This window comes from Bacillus sp. 2CMS4F, assembly GCF_023161785.1.
Classification (GTDB): domain Bacteria; phylum Bacillota; class Bacilli; order Bacillales; family Bacillaceae; genus Bacillus; species Bacillus halotolerans.
In genome coordinates this window covers 59698-73722 of record NZ_JALNTO010000016.1, presented here as the reverse complement: position 1 = coordinate 73722, position 14025 = coordinate 59698, and the positions used below count along the sequence as shown (strand labels likewise).

Sequence of the window (14025 nt, the reverse complement as noted above, 5' to 3'; positions counted from 1 at the left end):
GCGATGAGTAAAGTATTTGAATCAAAATCTTTAATCGAAGAAGCGAAGAGCAGAAAAAAGCAATATGAGACGCTTGAAGAGCAGCTGAACACGCTCAAAAAAGCGTTTCAGGGAGTTGCAGATTTAGGCGACAATTTTAAAGGAAAAGGCGCGGACAATATCAAAGATTTTTTTCAGGGACAGGCAGAAATCGTTGACAGCTGGCTGACGCTTGTCTCTGCTCAAATTGCGTTTTTAAATGGCATTTCGGGAGATATTAAAGATCAAGAACTCAGTGATTCATATGTGGAGACTTCATTTTTGGATCATGAGCTGCCCAATGGAGACTTGAAAGCCTCAGAGATTGTCTCCGCTCATAAAGCAGAAATCGATTCTATTTTGTCAGGCATCAGCGATATTATTGATCTCGACATGTACACGCTTGACAACTATGCAGATAAGATGGGAGATGCCCAAAAAATCAGGCGTGACACGATTACGGCAGTCGATAAGCTTGATGAATCCCTGACCACTGAATATCAAAATTTAGAATCTCTGGACAACGCAGTGCTCAGCAAATATTCTGTTCTCATGCAGGCCACCAGCAACGGGAAAAGCGCATCCCCTATGTACTATGACAAAAAAGCCTTCCACAGCAATGAAGTCTACAAAAGCGCCATTGAAGTGGAAAAACAGGGAACAACATATATCGATGCAAAAACCGAACAAGCAGAAGCAAGGCGTCTCCAGGAAAAAGCCGAGGAAGAAGCAAACAAACCATGGTACGAAAAAACATGGGATGGAGTTTGCACCTTTACTGGAGAAGTCACTGGCTATTATGATTATAAAAGAGCAACTGAAGGCGTTGACCCGGTTACCGGAGAAAAACTCTCTGCCGCAGAACGTGTGACAGCAGGAGCAATGGCCGCAGCCGGATTCATCCCAGTCGTTGGCTGGGCAGGCCGCGCCTTCAAAGGCGGAAAAGCGATCTACAAAACCGGAAAAGCAGCTATCGCGGCGGAACACGCTTTAGATGCCTACAAAACAGGCAAGTCTTTAGACATTCTAAAAATGTCAGAAATGGGCGCATACGGCCTTGTTGCGTCAAACGGATTCTCTGAAGCTGTCACAGGAAGAGATATGTTTGGTAACGAAGTGTCTGAGGAGAAGCGGAAGCAAGGGGCGCTGGAAGCTGCACTAAGCTTAGTTGGAGCAGGCGCATTGGCGAAAAATATTGATAAAGGCATCCCGCTTGCAACCCATTCAAAAGTCCAAAAAGCAAACAAGACACTCGAAAAAGTAAAACAATTCAAAGTCCCGACAAATGTCCGCGTGTACGCAGAACGCCCAGTAACTCCGGATGGCTTCACGTTCGGAATCCCGACAGTCCGTGTCGATGTGGAAACGAAATCTGTTAAAGATCTTGGGATTGTGAAGATGGCGAGTAGTGGTGGCGGGAATAGTAAGAAACTTTTCGGTCAAAATGGAACTCAGATTGCAAGTAAGACAACATGGCAAAATGGGAAGACAGAAAGAATAGACATTGAAAACCCAAATCCAGGGCAAAGAGAAGGTCAAATTCACTATCATGAGCCAAATAATAAAAAATGGTACTTTGATGTTGAAACAAGAAAGTTTTATGACCAAAAAACAGGCGAAGATGCACCTAGCAAAATTCAAAAAGTACTTAAAGACAAAAGCGTTCAGAAAGCTATAAATAAGGGATTGAAATTTTTAGGTGAGGATCCTGTATTTTAGTATAGGAGTGTAGATTATAATGGAATATACAAATAAAAATATGAAAAGACTAAAAGAACGACTTGAAGATTTGAGCAATACAAATAAAGTTGACCTATCTAATTTAAAGGATATTATTTCACCTAATATAGTTAAAGTAGACGATTGCTTTATTCTAGATCTAGAGGATGAGTTAACTGATAATCCAACTATAAATTGGAATAGAATTTTAAAAATGTATGGGGATAAAACGGGGTATGAAGCATCGTGTAATGAACTTCGCATAAACGATTATTTAGACTACAGTGATTTGTCCGGTGAAGAGATTTTACTTTATGCGCTTCAGATAGTGGATGGTTGGGAACACCATTTAAAAGAAAAATTCCCTGAACATAAATTTGTTGTGATTCTAAGTATTGATGAAGGTTTTGCGACACTTAGATTTTATAAATATAGAGAAGAGGAAAGCAGTTGGCTAAAGGCCGACATTGAAGAGTACGGTAACGAAGCTATCCTTGTAAAAGAAATTAACTCTGGTAATTAAATTTAACTAAAAAGCAGGTAGTTATACTGTACCTGCTTTTTAGTTTTTACTTTGTGAAAGCAAGAAACATTACAAATGATCAAGCTTTTACAGGATTAATGGTAAAACTAATTCAAAACTGTTGATTTATAGAGAAAAAAATTAAAGTTTAAGTTTTGTCAATAGTAAAATAAAATGATTCGAAAATGTAAAGGAGAGAATGTAATGTCGCAAGAACAGAAGTTAATTATATTAAATGAAATGTTTAAAAAAGAAGGCGGTGAAGAAGACGTTGAAGGGTTAACAATAATGATCGATGGGGTTATCAAGCAAGTTTTTAATAAAATAAAAAATGAAAGAAATTATAAAAGTAATAATGAAGTTATGAGAGATATTATTTTTGAAGGAATTAATAGTATAGTTAAAAAATCTTGAGGGTTTTAATGCAAAATAGAAACGCCTTCAGATCTCTTTTATACTTCACCTGGATAGCTACGGAAACGCTGGTTAACCGATGAGAAAAAAAGCTGCTGTCCACTCTACAAAATTCCCAAATGAGCATCAAGCTGGTATTCATGGAATAGGTTCAACAATAAACACCCAATTTAAAGGGAGAAAAAATAAATAGGCTAGAATTTACTAAGGTAAACCATGAAAATAGTTTATATCAAGTGACTGAAAACAAAACTAAAGTTGTTAATGAGAAAACATATTAAATTAGATGTTCCAAAAGCTAATATACATCCCCTAAGAATAACACAAGGTTGGAAAGTGAATTATAATCATTTTGTTGAAATAGATCCAAGAACTTTAGAACCGGATGATGATTCCTGGTTTTTGTTCACAGACAGTTTGTTGCAGCTTTATCATGAACAATCCTCAATAACGCTTGATTTAGGCTGGGTTCCTGACATTTCTCCTGAAGGTAACTATCTGGTTTTAATAGTCAAAAATAATGATTGGGAGGAGCCTATTAAAGAATTTTCATCAGACGACTATAAAAAAGTGATTTTATATATTGAATATCATTTAAAACAAGTAACAACTACTTGGTGGAAGTAGTTAAATAACAAATGGATTAATGGATGGAATGGTTACTAATGGAACATGGAATCAGATTTATTAATGAATATCCTGAAATTGGTGAGTTGCTTCAACGTCTATTTATGAATAGGGAATTAGACGAATGGTATAAGAACAAATGTGCAGAGAAAATAAAAGCGCCTGATGAATTTAGTCAAATAAAAGGTTTGAAAAAAATTGAAGTTAGAGATGTATACAATCCTTCTGGAGAAATCAATATCCATATGCAAGACCTTTCTGGGGAAAATGGATTTCATCTAGAACAGCAAATCAATATGAAAGTATCTAAATTGGTTCCTGTTTATGTACTAGATTATAGTTATTCCCTAAGACACGATTTAATTGATGGCGCTTATGATATTGTAGGGACCGCTGAATCTTTAGAATTCATTCAGGGAACGAACTATATCAATAAAATAATGCAAAAGAAAGGGTTTATCGAACTCAGTTATTTGTATGATTACTACGATACTGTGTATGAGTGGAGTGAATTGCCACATATACAGCCTTTCAACAGGAGATTAACATTAGGAGATGCCTTGTTTACTGATGTATTAGAATTGCTATAGTCATAAACTTGCCGTGTTGTCATCGGCAAGTTTTTTTACAATAATGAAGCTTTTTAAAGATAGGCCAACGAAGTACAAGGAGAAGCGGGATGGACAGAGATCATATTTCTCAATTACAGCCATTAAAAATCTGTGATGGCTGGTCTGTAGTACTGAACAATTTAAATTCAGAAAAAATAATGGAAGAAAAATGTGAATTACTAATACTGCAAAATGAAAAACGTAACGCCTTAATTAAGGTAATTTATGAAAGTGATCAATATCATATCAAAATTGTTAGCTTAAAAAAGGATAAGATTTATGAAGAAGACTCTTTTGATGAAATAGAACAATTATTAGAAGAGTTAGAATATCAAATCTGGAGTGTGGGAAGCGGGGGTTTAGAGGATTTGAAGCCGCTAACTAAACAGGTTCCCAATTTCTTAAGGCTAAAGATACCGGCTGGTTGGACTGTTGATTATATTACATTAAAAGATACTGATCCTGAGACTCTAGAGGCAAATGATGATGCTTGGTTATTTGACTTTAATCAAGACCTCCTACAGATTTCTCATAAGACAAAAAAATTGCTGCTTGACGTAGGGTGGTACCCAGAAGGGGATCCAACCGGAAGCTATGGCATTGAACTTATAAAAAACGAAGATTGGGACAATTCACTAGAAGAGGTAAGGTGTACTGAGCTTAAAGAATTAAGTAAACAATTAGATTATATTTTTATGAAAGAAATTAAAAATGAATATTAATACTATCTGCTTTCAATTTAACCGTAAATGAAAGAACGGAAAAAGATACTGGGGAAAAGCGGTAATGATACAGTTGTTCTTTAGGTAAGGTGGTATAATAAGTAATGAAATACGGGCGTTATCATAATAAAGTAAAAGAAGTTATTGTTTTTTCCAAAACCTTTTAAGTAGTTACATCAGATGATATTTCTTATTTTACTAAAATTATTAATGATAAAGATAAAGCGAAATACTATGCTTATGAAGATGTATTTGATGAAGATGAATATACGTGGAATGATCTAAAAGAAAATGAAATGAGTGAAGTATGGGACAAATATTATGAATTAGCCATGATCAAAAACCACAAAATTTAGACATATTACTAGAGATTTTTTCTGAAAATGTCAGAAGTGCTGCGACTGAATTTAATACTTTTTTTGAAGAGATCGTAGCAGACCTAAATAATTGTGCTATAAATAGGGCAATAAACGGGAAAATAGACAATTTTTTTGAAAAGCTTTTTAAAATTTATAAAGCGGGTTATTTTCCATGTGGTTGGGATAGAAATTATCCTAATGGGAATTTTATCGCCTTGAAAAAAGGTTATAAGCAATAAAGAATGTCAGTCTATGGTTGTATCGAAACGCAGGACGATTGAGCGAAAAGACTATTTTAAGAGAGGAAAACAAGTGAAATGAAAGTACATCAAATTCACGATTTTCATTTAAAAGATGAATCGGATTTTGTTCAAACACAACAATCCCTTATACATAAAATCAACCTATCACCCTCCATCACCCCAGACTCGATCAAAACCTGCGCAGGCGTCGACCTTGCCTATTGGGAACAGGACGGAGAACCGTATGGAGTGTGCTGTATCATCGTCATTGACGCTGATACAAAAGAAGTCATTGAAAAAGTGCACAGCATGGGGAAAATCAGTGTGCCGTATGTGTCTGGTTTCCTTGCGTTTCGCGAGCTGCCGCTGATCATCGAGGCGGCCAAAAAGCTGGAGACAGAACCGGATGTGTTTTTGTTTGATGGCAACGGGTATCTGCATTACAACCATATGGGCGTTGCCACCCATGCGGCTTTTTTTCTCAATAAGCCGACAATTGGGATTGCGAAAACCTATCTCAAAATCAGAAGCTGTGATTTCGTAATGCCTGAAAATGAAGTCGGTTCATACACAGATATTATCATTGACGGTGAGGTATATGGCCGGGCGCTGCGGACGCGGCGGGACGTGAAGCCTATTTTCTTGTCTTGCGGAAATAATATTGATTTAGAAAGCAGCTATCAAATCACGATGAGCCTGCTTAATAAAGAAAGCAGGCTGCCGATTCCTGTCCGCCTGGCTGACCTTGAAACACATGTCTTACGAACGTTTTATCAGAAAAATCACGGGTAACACTTGGGGCTCTAAGCCATCAAGTGTTTTTTTGTATGCTGTGTGCTTTCCTGCTTTATCAAAAACCTTGTCGTCCTTGCAGAGAGGTTTTATTTGAATGTTTTCCGCGTCAAATCGATAAAAGCCTTTAATGGTGCAGACATCCACTTGTCCTTATGCCATGCTAGTTGAGTAAAAACGGGACAGTCGTTTTGCCAGTGGAGTTCTTTCATCCGACCTTCGGCAATATCGTCTTTTACTGTCATTTCAGGCAATAGTCCAATTCCAAGTCCGGCCATCACGCATTGTTTGATGGCTTCTATGCTGACAAATTCTAATTTGTTAGGGTAGACACCGGCGTCGTGTAAGGCGTCCTCAAAGAGCGTGCGGTATGAGCAGCCGTCCTCTGTCAGGAGAAGGGTTTCGTTTTGAAGATTCTTCAATGTTACTGGTGAGTCTGCTGGAAAATTATGGTCATTGGCGGCTACCATTTTGATCTCATCCTGAATCAGAGATTCAACGTGCAGTGCGTCTTCCATCCGGTTCACATCCAAAATGAAGGTAATATCAAGCTGGCCCTGTAAGAGCTGTTCTTTCGCTTGTTCGTTGGAAATATACGGTTTGAATATGAGCTTTACTTGAGGAAAAGTCAGTTTAAATTCTTTTATGATAGGGGGAAGGCGATATGTGCACTGGCTTTCCGTCGCCCCGATTTTCAAGGTTCCGGTTGTTTCTCTTACTTGATTTGCGGCCATTTTTGCTTCTTCTGTTAACGCAATAATCTTCTCCGCATAGGATTTGAATGTTTTGCCGGCTTCTGTCAGGATGAGCCGCTTGCCGAGCCGTTCAAATAAAGGAGTCCCGATTTCTTCTTCAAGTGATTTGATCTGAGAGGTAACGCTTGATTGTGCATAGTTAAGCATCTTGGCGGTAAGGGTGAAGTTTACATGTTCTGCTGCCGTAATAAAGGTGATCAGCTGCTTCAATTCCATTTGTTCTCGTCCTTTCTAAATCGGCTTTATCGATTGGAATAATCGAAATAATCATCTGTATTGATTAATGAATCCATTATATGATGGAGAAAATCATTCGTAAACAAAGGAGCAGATGCATCATGAAAATTGCGGTCATTAATGGCGGAACGAGGCCTGGCGGAAATACGGATATTCTTGCGGAGAAGGCTGTTCAAGGATTCGGTGCGGAGCACATTCATTTGCGGAAATATCAGATCCAGCCGATTGAGGATATGCGTCACGCTCAAGGCGGCTTTCGTCCTGTTCAAGATGACTACGATTCTATCATTGAGCGGGTATTGCTGTGCGATATTCTTGTATTCGCCACCCCAATTTATTGGTTCGGCATGTCAGGAACATTAAAGCTGTTCATTGATCGCTGGTCACAGACGATGAGAGATCCTAAATATCCTGACTTTAAAGAACAAATGTCATCAAAACAGGCATATGTGATAGCAGCCGGAGGAGATAATCCTAAGATAAAGGGGCTGCCGCTGATAGAACAGTTTGGTCACATTTTTGATTTTATGGGAATGTCATTTGAAGGCTATGTGCTGGGAGAAGGCAATCGTCCCGGCGATATTATATTTGATCAGCAGGCAATAGAAGCTGCGCGCAGGCTATTGAAAAGAAGTGATGCCGTGTGAAGCTGCTGTTGTCCGTCATTGTTGGAATGCTTATTCTAGGATTCTTTTTATCTTGGAAAATGCCGCGATCTGAGGAATGGATACACGTCAAAACAAACTCGTCTCAAGATAAGCAATTTGCCAGAATGTCAGGAAACACGCTGCAAATCAAAAACGTGATCAAAAATGATGCAGGCAAAGAAACAATTTATATGACAAATGGCATTTCTGGCCCAAAATAAAAAGCACCCTTTGAGGGTGCTTTTTTCTATAAATGAGGAACTACAAGCCCCCCATATAAAAATGCCGCGATAATCAGGAAAGCCGGATGCAGTTTGAATTTTGTCATGCAAAGGAGGGAAATGCCCGCAATCACTAAGGATTGAATCCAGCCGATGGCTTTGATGCCGTCTGTGCCGATTTGCCAAGTGAGAATAAGCATCATGACAGCGATAACAGGCTGAACAGACAGCGTCATGCCTTTGATCACAGGTGATTGGCGAAAGCGCTGAATGATGCGCAGCAGGACGATCAGCGCGAACGCGGACGGCACAACAGTTGCGATCAGCGCAATCAGAAAGCCGGGCCAGCCGCCTGCGCTGTAGCCGACATAAGCGGCGATTTTGGTTGCGATCGGGCCCGGCAATGCATTCGCAAGTGCGAGCATGTTAGAGAATTGGTCGTTTGACAGCCAGCCGTATCTGTTTACGACTTCTTCAAACATCAGCGGGATAGAGGCTGGGCCGCCGCCATATCCCAGAACGTTTGCGATAAAAAATGCTGTAAATAAAAACATAATGATCATGAGGCGGACATTCCTTTATCTTTTGAATGTTTATTTGTGATTTTGTCTTTCAGTTTAAAATGAAATGCTCCGTATGCTAAGAATATGATAATGACAATGCCGGGGTTGATCTGTAACAATTGCAGTCCGATAAAAGCGATGATAAAAAATAGGATTCCGGTGACCCAGCCAAATCCTTTGAGCGCTTTTTGTCCAAACTCATATGCCATAATACCGAGCATAACGGCAATAACCGGCGTCACGGCGCCAATCATGCCTGCGACAACCGCCGAGTGGCTTAAGACGTTTACAGCCGCAAATAAGGCAACCATCGCAAGGCATGTAGGCAAAATGTGGGCAAGAGTAGCGACAATTGCGCCTAGCGTGCCTTTTAGTTTGAATCCCAGGTATGCCGCCATCTTGGTGGCGATCGGTCCGGGGAGTGCATTGGCGATGGCTAATATTTCTCCAAATTCATCATCATCTATCCATTTATATTTATTCACCGCTTCATGGCGGATCAGCGGAATCACCGATGGCCCGCCCCCGAAGCCTAAGATTCCGGTGCGCACCATTGCGGCCGTCATATCCCGATAAGGGTGGTTTTTCATTAGTTTCTCTCCTTTACAGCTTCATTCCCATACGGCTTTTGTACCGTTTGATCAGCATTTGGCAATCAACGCTGACGACACCCTGAAGCGGATACAGCCGTTTCGTTAAAAATTCTTCCATTTCCTGATCATTCGCGAAGATTCCGTGCATGTGCAGCTTGCTCGGGCCAGTCATGTGATAAAGGCTGGTGACCGCGGGTTCTTCTTCAAGCTTTAGAGCGACTTCTTCCAGGAATTGCGGCTCTACCTCGACATTAAAAAACACGGATACATGAATGCCGATTTTAGCTGGATTGATCACCGCTGTGAATTTTTCAATAACGCCTGCTTCAATCAGCTGATTAATACGTGATTGAACTGCAACACGTGATAAATCGACTCTTTTGCCAAGATCCGTATAAGAAATCCTTCCTTCCTCATGCAAAATGGTAAGGATCTGTTTGTCTATCTCATCAAGAACAAGGTTGGGGATTTGATATTCATTGCCCATTTGTTCCACCTGCTTTCGTTTGACTTTTAGTCAATATTTTATCATATAAGTTTCGTTTCGTAAGAGATAATTTAAATTTATTTTCATAATGAACAATAAAATATTTTTATGTTTACGAAAAGGAGAAAGTTCGTCAGCTTTTCTTCCGGGGCAGTAGATGCGAAAACTCAGGCTCTCTATACTGAAGAAAATCTCTTGCAAAGGAGACTTGTGATGAACAGATCTATTATCGGCACTAAGCAAATGGTCGTCAGTCCGCATTACCTCGCATCACAAGCGGGAAACCGCATTCTGGAGAAGGGAGGAAACGCATTTGACGCCGCTGTCGCCGTGAGCGCTTGTCTGGCGGTTGTCTATCCGCATATGACGGGGCTTGGAGGAGATTCCTTTTGGCTGACCTTTCATCAAAAAACAAAGGCGGTAAGAGTGTACAATGGCAGCGGCCGTTCAGGAAAAAATGTGACGAGAGACGTGTATAAGGAGAAAAATGAGATCCCGCTGCGGGGGATCGACAGCGCAATTACCGTGCCGGGAATGGTCGATAGCTGGGATGCCGTGCTGAAGACATACGGACGGATGTCGCTTTCTGACGTATTGGAGCCTGCGCTCAATTATGCTGAAAATGGTTTTCCTGTATCTGCAGATCAGTGCCGGCATACAGCGGCGAATCTTGAACTGCTGGCGTCAACACCTTACACTGCTGATATCTTCATGAAAAACGGCAAAGCACCGGTCCCCGGTGAACGGTTTGTGCAAAAAGAGCTTGGGAACAGTCTGAACATGATTGCTGAAAGAGGAAGAAGCGCATTTTATGAAGGGGATATCGCTCAGCGGATTGTCTCGTATTTACAGCATAATGGCAGCTATATGACGCTTGATGACTTTACAGCACACAGGGGTGAGTGGATGGAGCCTATATCCTGTGATTACCGGGGGTGCACCGTCTATCAGGCGCCCCCAAATTCTCAAGGTTTTACGGGTTTACTGACGCTGAATATTCTGGAAAACTATGATTTCAGCCAAATTGAACATGGTTCATTTACCTATTATCATGTGCTCGTGGAGGCACTGAAAAAGAGTTTTCTGGATCGGAATGCCGTTCTGACTGATCCGGCGTTTGCTGATATTCCGCTGGAAAGGCTTTTGGACAAAAGCTACGCCAAGCAGCTGGCGGAAGAAATCGGTTATATAGCTGAATCGGCGGAAAGCAGACCAATAGGCAGTGATACCGCCTATGCGGCGGTGATGGATTCGGATGGTAACGCGGTGTCGTTCATTCAAAGCCTTTACTTTGAATTTGGCTCGGCTGTTACTGCCGGAGATACAGGCATTCTCATGCAAAATCGCGGCTCATTTTTCTCATTGGATGAAAATCATGTCAACACACTTGAGCCGAGAAAGCGCAGCTTCCATACGCTGATGCCGGCTATGGTCTGTAAGAACGGGAAACCGAAGATTTTGTACGGTACGCAAGGGGGCGAAGGCCAGCCGCAGACTCAGACCGCGATTATCACCAGAATGCTGGACTATGGAATGCATCCTCAGCAGGCAATCAGCGAACCGCGCTGGGTATGGGGCAGAACGTGGGGCGAGGATTATGAAGGTCTCAGAGTTGAGAACAGAATCGCAGAGGAGACGGTCGACATGCTAAAAGAAAGCGGCCATCTCGTGGAGACAGTCAGTGATTATGACCCGCTGATGGGTCACGCCGCAGCAATCGCAGTGGATGAGGAGGGCTTTCTCCAGGGAGGAGCCGATCCAAGGGGGGATGGGGCGGCTGTTGGGATTTGACAAGCTAGAAAAATATACATATGTATATTAAGAGAGCAAGAAACAGGCCGGCATCAATCAGGTGGTACATATACTGTTTATCTTCAGGTCTATACCTCCATTCTATAAGAAAGCGTAGAGAATCAATCGAAATAAAAAATAAAAGAAGCATATATCCCACAGGGAAAAAGATCATAGAAAAAACAAACAAAATCAGTAAAAAGATTTCTATTAATCTCTGTGTGCTGCTGACTGGCTTGTACAGCCAGCCGGATTTATGGATACCGAACTTTTTCTTGATAAGAAATTGCAGTGCTGTGCTGAACGATACTATGACCAGAAATAACAGCCAAAAATGATTACTCATACCGATCCCTCCTAAACTCATCTCTTTATACGTTCGTGGGAGAAAAATGTTTCATAGAAAAACACCCGGGGATTACTCCGGGTGTTGCATTTTTACAGGATGTGTCTGCTGCTGAAAAATGGTTTTCATTTTATCCCATGCAATTTCTGTGTTTTCATCGAGATCAAAGAGGCCTGAATTGCCGATGATAAAAATGTCATTCCCAGCTTCCGCGAGCATGCGGAAGGTTTTTTCATTACAGGAGCCGTCAACTTCAATGGCATACGTATAATGATTTGTTTCTCTCCACTCTTTAGCCGCACGGATTTTTCCAGTCATTTCTGCGATAAACGGCTGCCCGGCAAAACCCGGATCAACGGTCATAATCGTCAGTTTATCAATCAAATGCACATAAGGGCTGATCCACTCTAGCGGAGTGGCCGGGTTCAATACAATCCCGACCTTTGCGCCATGATCTTTGATGTTGTGTATCAGCCGAAACGCCGAACGGTTAATGGTTTCGGCATGAACGCTAATGTAATCAGCGCCGGCCTCTGCTGTCATATCGATAAAATCCTCCGGCCTTTCAACCATCAGGTGGGCATCAATCGGGAGAGCTGTCATCGTTCTGAGCTGGCTGATGAAAAATGGAGACAGCGTAATGTTTTTGACAAAATGGCCGTCCATGATGTCAACATGATACATATCGGCACGGCTGTTTAGAATGGTGATCTGCTCGTTGAATTTTGTTAAATCCATACACATCAGAGAAGGTGAAAATAAATGTTTCATGACGCATCCCTCACTTTAATTGAAGAATTGTATGATCCAGCCTAGAAGAATCCCGATAATGCCAAAGTCTGAATCGCCGTAAGTCGTGCCTTCAAATCCGAGCGAGCCAAGAACCGGCAGAAGAAGCGCAGGCAGAAAAGAAATGAGAATGCCATTGGCAAACGCACCGAGTACAGCCCCCCGCACTCCGCCGGTTGCATTTCCGTAAACTCCCGCCGCCGCTCCTGTAAAGAAATGCGGTACAAGTCCCGGGACAATAACACTGAGACCGATGACTGGAAGAAGAAAAATGGACACAACACCCGCCAGGAAGCTGGATAAAAATCCGATAATCACCGCGTTTGGCGCAAAAGGAAAAACCGTCGGACAGTCAAGAGCGGGTTTAGCGCCTTTCACTAGCTTCTCAGCGATGCCTTTAAAAGCAGGGACAATTTCAGCGATTACCATCCGAACCCCCGCCAAGATGACATATACCCCAGCAGCGAACGTAATGGCCTGCATAAAGGAATAAACGAGAAAATGGCTTCCGCCGCTCAACGATGATTCAATATAATCCTTTCCGGCGAAAGGAGCGACAATAAAGAAAAGGAGTGCCATCGTTAAAGAAATGGAGACTGACGTATCCCGCAGAAATCCTAATGATTTCGGAACTTTGATATCCTCAGTCGAATGAGATGGATTGCCCGCATGTTTGCCGATGAATCCAGCAATAAAATAGCCGGCAGAACCGAAATGGCCGAGTGCGAGATCATCGCTTCCTGTAATTTTTTTTGTATACGGCTGAAGGATGGCGGGTGACAGCACCATTAGCCCCCCAAGAATAATGGCGCCCGCAGCAATGAGAGGAACACCGCTGATGCCGCCGGTAATCAGCACGGCGGAGATCAATGAAGCCATGTAGAGAATATGATGGCCGGTTAAGAAAATATATTTAAATGGCGTGAGACGCGCCAGCAATATGTTAACAATCATTCCGAAAATCATAATGAGTGCCGTTTCCGTACCAAACGTTTTTTGAGCAATGGCTGAGATTGCATCTGTATTTGGTACGACGCCTTTAATGTGGAATGCTTTTTCGAACATGCTGCCGAACACGGCTAGTGAATCTGAGACAATCGCCGCCCCGGCGCTGAGAATGACGAATCCCATTGCCGTTTTCAGTGTGCCCGATACGGTATCCGCAGCGTTTTTCTTTTGCAGAAGCAGACCGGCTAAGGCAAAAAGTCCAATTAAAATAGCAGGAGTTCCCAGGAAATCGTTAATCAAAAAATCAAGCATCAGATGCACCCCCGTCGTCTATGTTTTTGTGTGTTACAAGTTGGTAAGGATGGCTTCTTTGATTTCTTTCTGGTCCAGCAGGTTTTTGAGTCCGACAACGTTACGTGTTCCATCGTCAAGACCTGACACAATATCGGCTGATCCTAGATACAGATCCGCTTGCTCCGTTTTGCTTGAAGTGAGGTCTGTATGTGTAACATCAGCGCTGATGTTCAGTTCATCAATGATTTTTTTCACATTCATTTCAACAATAAAGCTTGATCCAAGTCCGTTTCCGCAAACAATTAAGATTTTTTTCATTTGAATCAC

At 41.7% G+C, this 14025-nt stretch carries 18 protein-coding genes and 1 pseudogene; 11 read left to right on the top strand and 8 right to left on the bottom strand.

The genetic code is table 11. The features are described from left to right. Positions 1–3: 3 nt before the first annotated feature. From MTN95_RS18600 to MTN95_RS18560, 8 genes and pseudogenes are all read left to right on the top strand, one after another. Positions 4–1737 carry a ribonuclease YeeF family protein gene (locus tag MTN95_RS18600; protein ID WP_248339660.1) on the top strand — a complete coding sequence of 578 codons (1734 nt, stop codon included), beginning with the start codon at positions 4–6 and terminating at the stop codon, positions 1735–1737. Between the two features lie 19 nt (positions 1738–1756). Next, positions 1757–2260: a hypothetical protein gene (locus MTN95_RS18595; RefSeq protein WP_059335109.1), complete on the top strand. Its 504-nt coding sequence runs from the start codon at positions 1757–1759 to the stop codon at positions 2258–2260. 204 nt (positions 2261–2464) lie between these two features. Next, a complete protein-coding gene (locus tag MTN95_RS18590; protein ID WP_059335108.1) occupies positions 2465–2674 on the top strand; it encodes a hypothetical protein in 210 nt (69 codons plus the stop codon). 264 nt (positions 2675–2938) lie between these two features. Further along, entirely contained in the window at positions 2939–3301 is a 363-nt protein-coding gene (locus MTN95_RS18580; RefSeq protein ID WP_059335107.1) for a hypothetical protein, read from the top strand. 38 nt (positions 3302–3339) lie between these two features. Continuing rightward, on the top strand, positions 3340–3891 hold the full coding sequence (locus tag MTN95_RS18575; protein ID WP_059335368.1) for a hypothetical protein: 552 nt from the start codon (positions 3340–3342) through the stop codon (positions 3889–3891). 89 nt (positions 3892–3980) lie between these two features. Continuing rightward, complete coding sequence (locus MTN95_RS18570; protein WP_059335106.1) at positions 3981–4634, top strand: hypothetical protein; 654 nt, start codon at positions 3981–3983, stop codon at positions 4632–4634. A gap of 104 nt (positions 4635–4738) precedes the next feature. Then, positions 4739–5232: pseudogene (locus tag MTN95_RS18565) on the top strand (hypothetical protein). Positions 5233–5310: 78 nt separating this feature from the next. Next, positions 5311–6027, top strand: coding sequence for an endonuclease V (locus tag MTN95_RS18560; RefSeq protein WP_106021932.1), 717 nt, complete (start codon positions 5311–5313; stop codon positions 6025–6027). Positions 6028–6116: 89 nt separating this feature from the next. On the opposite strand, the gene MTN95_RS18555 is transcribed toward MTN95_RS18560, so the two are convergent. Continuing rightward, positions 6117–6998, bottom strand: a complete 882-nt coding sequence (locus MTN95_RS18555) for a LysR family transcriptional regulator (RefSeq protein ID WP_248339659.1) — start codon at positions 6996–6998, stop codon at positions 6117–6119. Positions 6999–7120: 122 nt separating this feature from the next. Between MTN95_RS18555 and MTN95_RS18550 the strand changes: the two genes are divergently transcribed. Together MTN95_RS18550 and MTN95_RS18545 are read left to right on the top strand one after the other, a co-directional pair. Further along, entirely contained in the window at positions 7121–7666 is a 546-nt protein-coding gene (locus MTN95_RS18550) for a flavodoxin family protein (RefSeq protein WP_248339657.1), read from the top strand. Then, on the top strand, positions 7663–7887 hold the full coding sequence (locus MTN95_RS18545) for a hypothetical protein (protein ID WP_105990843.1): 225 nt from the start codon (positions 7663–7665) through the stop codon (positions 7885–7887). Before MTN95_RS18550 ends, MTN95_RS18545 begins: the two co-directional genes overlap by 4 nt. Positions 7888–7913: 26 nt before the next feature. On the opposite strand, the gene chrA is transcribed toward MTN95_RS18545, so the two are convergent. Genes chrA through chrS form a run of 3 tightly spaced genes read right to left on the bottom strand, consistent with a single transcriptional unit; the run spans position 7914 to position 9530 of the window. Further along, positions 7914–8450, bottom strand: a complete 537-nt coding sequence (chrA, locus tag MTN95_RS18540) for a chromate efflux transporter ChrA (protein WP_202853823.1) — start codon at positions 8448–8450, stop codon at positions 7914–7916. Continuing rightward, positions 8447–9040: a chromate efflux transporter subunit ChrB gene (gene chrB / locus MTN95_RS18535; protein ID WP_024123093.1), complete on the bottom strand. Its 594-nt coding sequence runs from the start codon at positions 9038–9040 to the stop codon at positions 8447–8449. The genes chrA and chrB overlap by 4 nt, the downstream gene beginning before the upstream one ends. A 13-nt stretch (positions 9041–9053) precedes the next feature. Further along, positions 9054–9530, bottom strand: a complete 477-nt coding sequence (gene chrS, locus MTN95_RS18530) for a chromate efflux transcriptional regulator ChrS (protein ID WP_024123092.1) — start codon at positions 9528–9530, stop codon at positions 9054–9056. Positions 9531–9743: 213 nt separating this feature from the next. On the opposite strand from chrS, the gene ggt reads away from it, so the two are divergent. Then, the gene (gene ggt / locus MTN95_RS18525) at positions 9744–11321 is read left to right on the top strand and encodes a gamma-glutamyltransferase (RefSeq protein WP_248339655.1); all 1578 of its coding nucleotides are present in this window, start codon (positions 9744–9746) and stop codon (positions 11319–11321) included. Between the two features lie 4 nt (positions 11322–11325). Here ggt and MTN95_RS18520 read toward each other — a convergent pair whose 3' ends face one another. From MTN95_RS18520 to MTN95_RS18505, 4 genes are all read right to left on the bottom strand, one after another. Continuing rightward, on the bottom strand, positions 11326–11667 hold the full coding sequence (locus MTN95_RS18520; RefSeq protein WP_248339654.1) for a DUF4181 domain-containing protein: 342 nt from the start codon (positions 11665–11667) through the stop codon (positions 11326–11328). A 72-nt stretch (positions 11668–11739) separates the two neighbouring features. Then, positions 11740–12438 (bottom strand): D-allulose 6-phosphate 3-epimerase, encoded by a 699-nt coding sequence (gene alsE / locus MTN95_RS18515; protein WP_248339652.1) that lies wholly within the window; start codon positions 12436–12438, stop codon positions 11740–11742. 15 nt (positions 12439–12453) lie between these two features. Next, a complete protein-coding gene (locus MTN95_RS18510; RefSeq protein WP_202853820.1) occupies positions 12454–13716 on the bottom strand; it encodes a PTS ascorbate transporter subunit IIC in 1263 nt (420 codons plus the stop codon). A gap of 33 nt (positions 13717–13749) precedes the next feature. Continuing rightward, positions 13750–14016, bottom strand: a complete 267-nt coding sequence (locus tag MTN95_RS18505; protein ID WP_024123087.1) for a PTS sugar transporter subunit IIB — start codon at positions 14014–14016, stop codon at positions 13750–13752. Between the last annotated feature and the right edge of the window lie 9 nt (positions 14017–14025).

What these genes read in the sequence shown, in the direction of transcription:
- MTN95_RS18600 (WP_248339660.1), top strand. Translation starts at nt 4, where the DNA reads ATGAGTAAAGTATTTGAATCAAAATCTTTAATCGAAGAAGCGAAGAGC.
- MTN95_RS18595 (WP_059335109.1), top strand. Translation starts at nt 1,757, where the DNA reads ATGGAATATACAAATAAAAATATGAAAAGACTAAAAGAACGACTTGAA.
- MTN95_RS18590 (WP_059335108.1), top strand. Translation starts at nt 2,465, where the DNA reads ATGTCGCAAGAACAGAAGTTAATTATATTAAATGAAATGTTTAAAAAA.
- MTN95_RS18580 (WP_059335107.1), top strand. Translation starts at nt 2,939, where the DNA reads ATGAGAAAACATATTAAATTAGATGTTCCAAAAGCTAATATACATCCC.
- MTN95_RS18575 (WP_059335368.1), top strand. Translation starts at nt 3,340, where the DNA reads ATGGAACATGGAATCAGATTTATTAATGAATATCCTGAAATTGGTGAG.
- MTN95_RS18570 (WP_059335106.1), top strand. Translation starts at nt 3,981, where the DNA reads ATGGACAGAGATCATATTTCTCAATTACAGCCATTAAAAATCTGTGAT.
- MTN95_RS18560 (WP_106021932.1), top strand. Translation starts at nt 5,311, where the DNA reads ATGAAAGTACATCAAATTCACGATTTTCATTTAAAAGATGAATCGGAT.
- MTN95_RS18555 (WP_248339659.1), bottom strand. Translation starts at nt 6,998, where the DNA reads ATGGAATTGAAGCAGCTGATCACCTTTATTACGGCAGCAGAACATGTA.
- MTN95_RS18550 (WP_248339657.1), top strand. Translation starts at nt 7,121, where the DNA reads ATGAAAATTGCGGTCATTAATGGCGGAACGAGGCCTGGCGGAAATACG.
- chrA (WP_202853823.1), bottom strand. Translation starts at nt 8,450, where the DNA reads ATGATCATTATGTTTTTATTTACAGCATTTTTTATCGCAAACGTTCTG.
- chrB (WP_024123093.1), bottom strand. Translation starts at nt 9,040, where the DNA reads ATGAAAAACCACCCTTATCGGGATATGACGGCCGCAATGGTGCGCACC.
- chrS (WP_024123092.1), bottom strand. Translation starts at nt 9,530, where the DNA reads ATGGGCAATGAATATCAAATCCCCAACCTTGTTCTTGATGAGATAGAC.
- ggt (WP_248339655.1), top strand. Translation starts at nt 9,744, where the DNA reads ATGAACAGATCTATTATCGGCACTAAGCAAATGGTCGTCAGTCCGCAT.
- MTN95_RS18520 (WP_248339654.1), bottom strand. Translation starts at nt 11,667, where the DNA reads ATGAGTAATCATTTTTGGCTGTTATTTCTGGTCATAGTATCGTTCAGC.
- alsE (WP_248339652.1), bottom strand. Translation starts at nt 12,438, where the DNA reads ATGAAACATTTATTTTCACCTTCTCTGATGTGTATGGATTTAACAAAA.
- MTN95_RS18510 (WP_202853820.1), bottom strand. Translation starts at nt 13,716, where the DNA reads ATGCTTGATTTTTTGATTAACGATTTCCTGGGAACTCCTGCTATTTTA.
- MTN95_RS18505 (WP_024123087.1), bottom strand. Translation starts at nt 14,016, where the DNA reads ATGAAAAAAATCTTAATTGTTTGCGGAAACGGACTTGGATCAAGCTTT.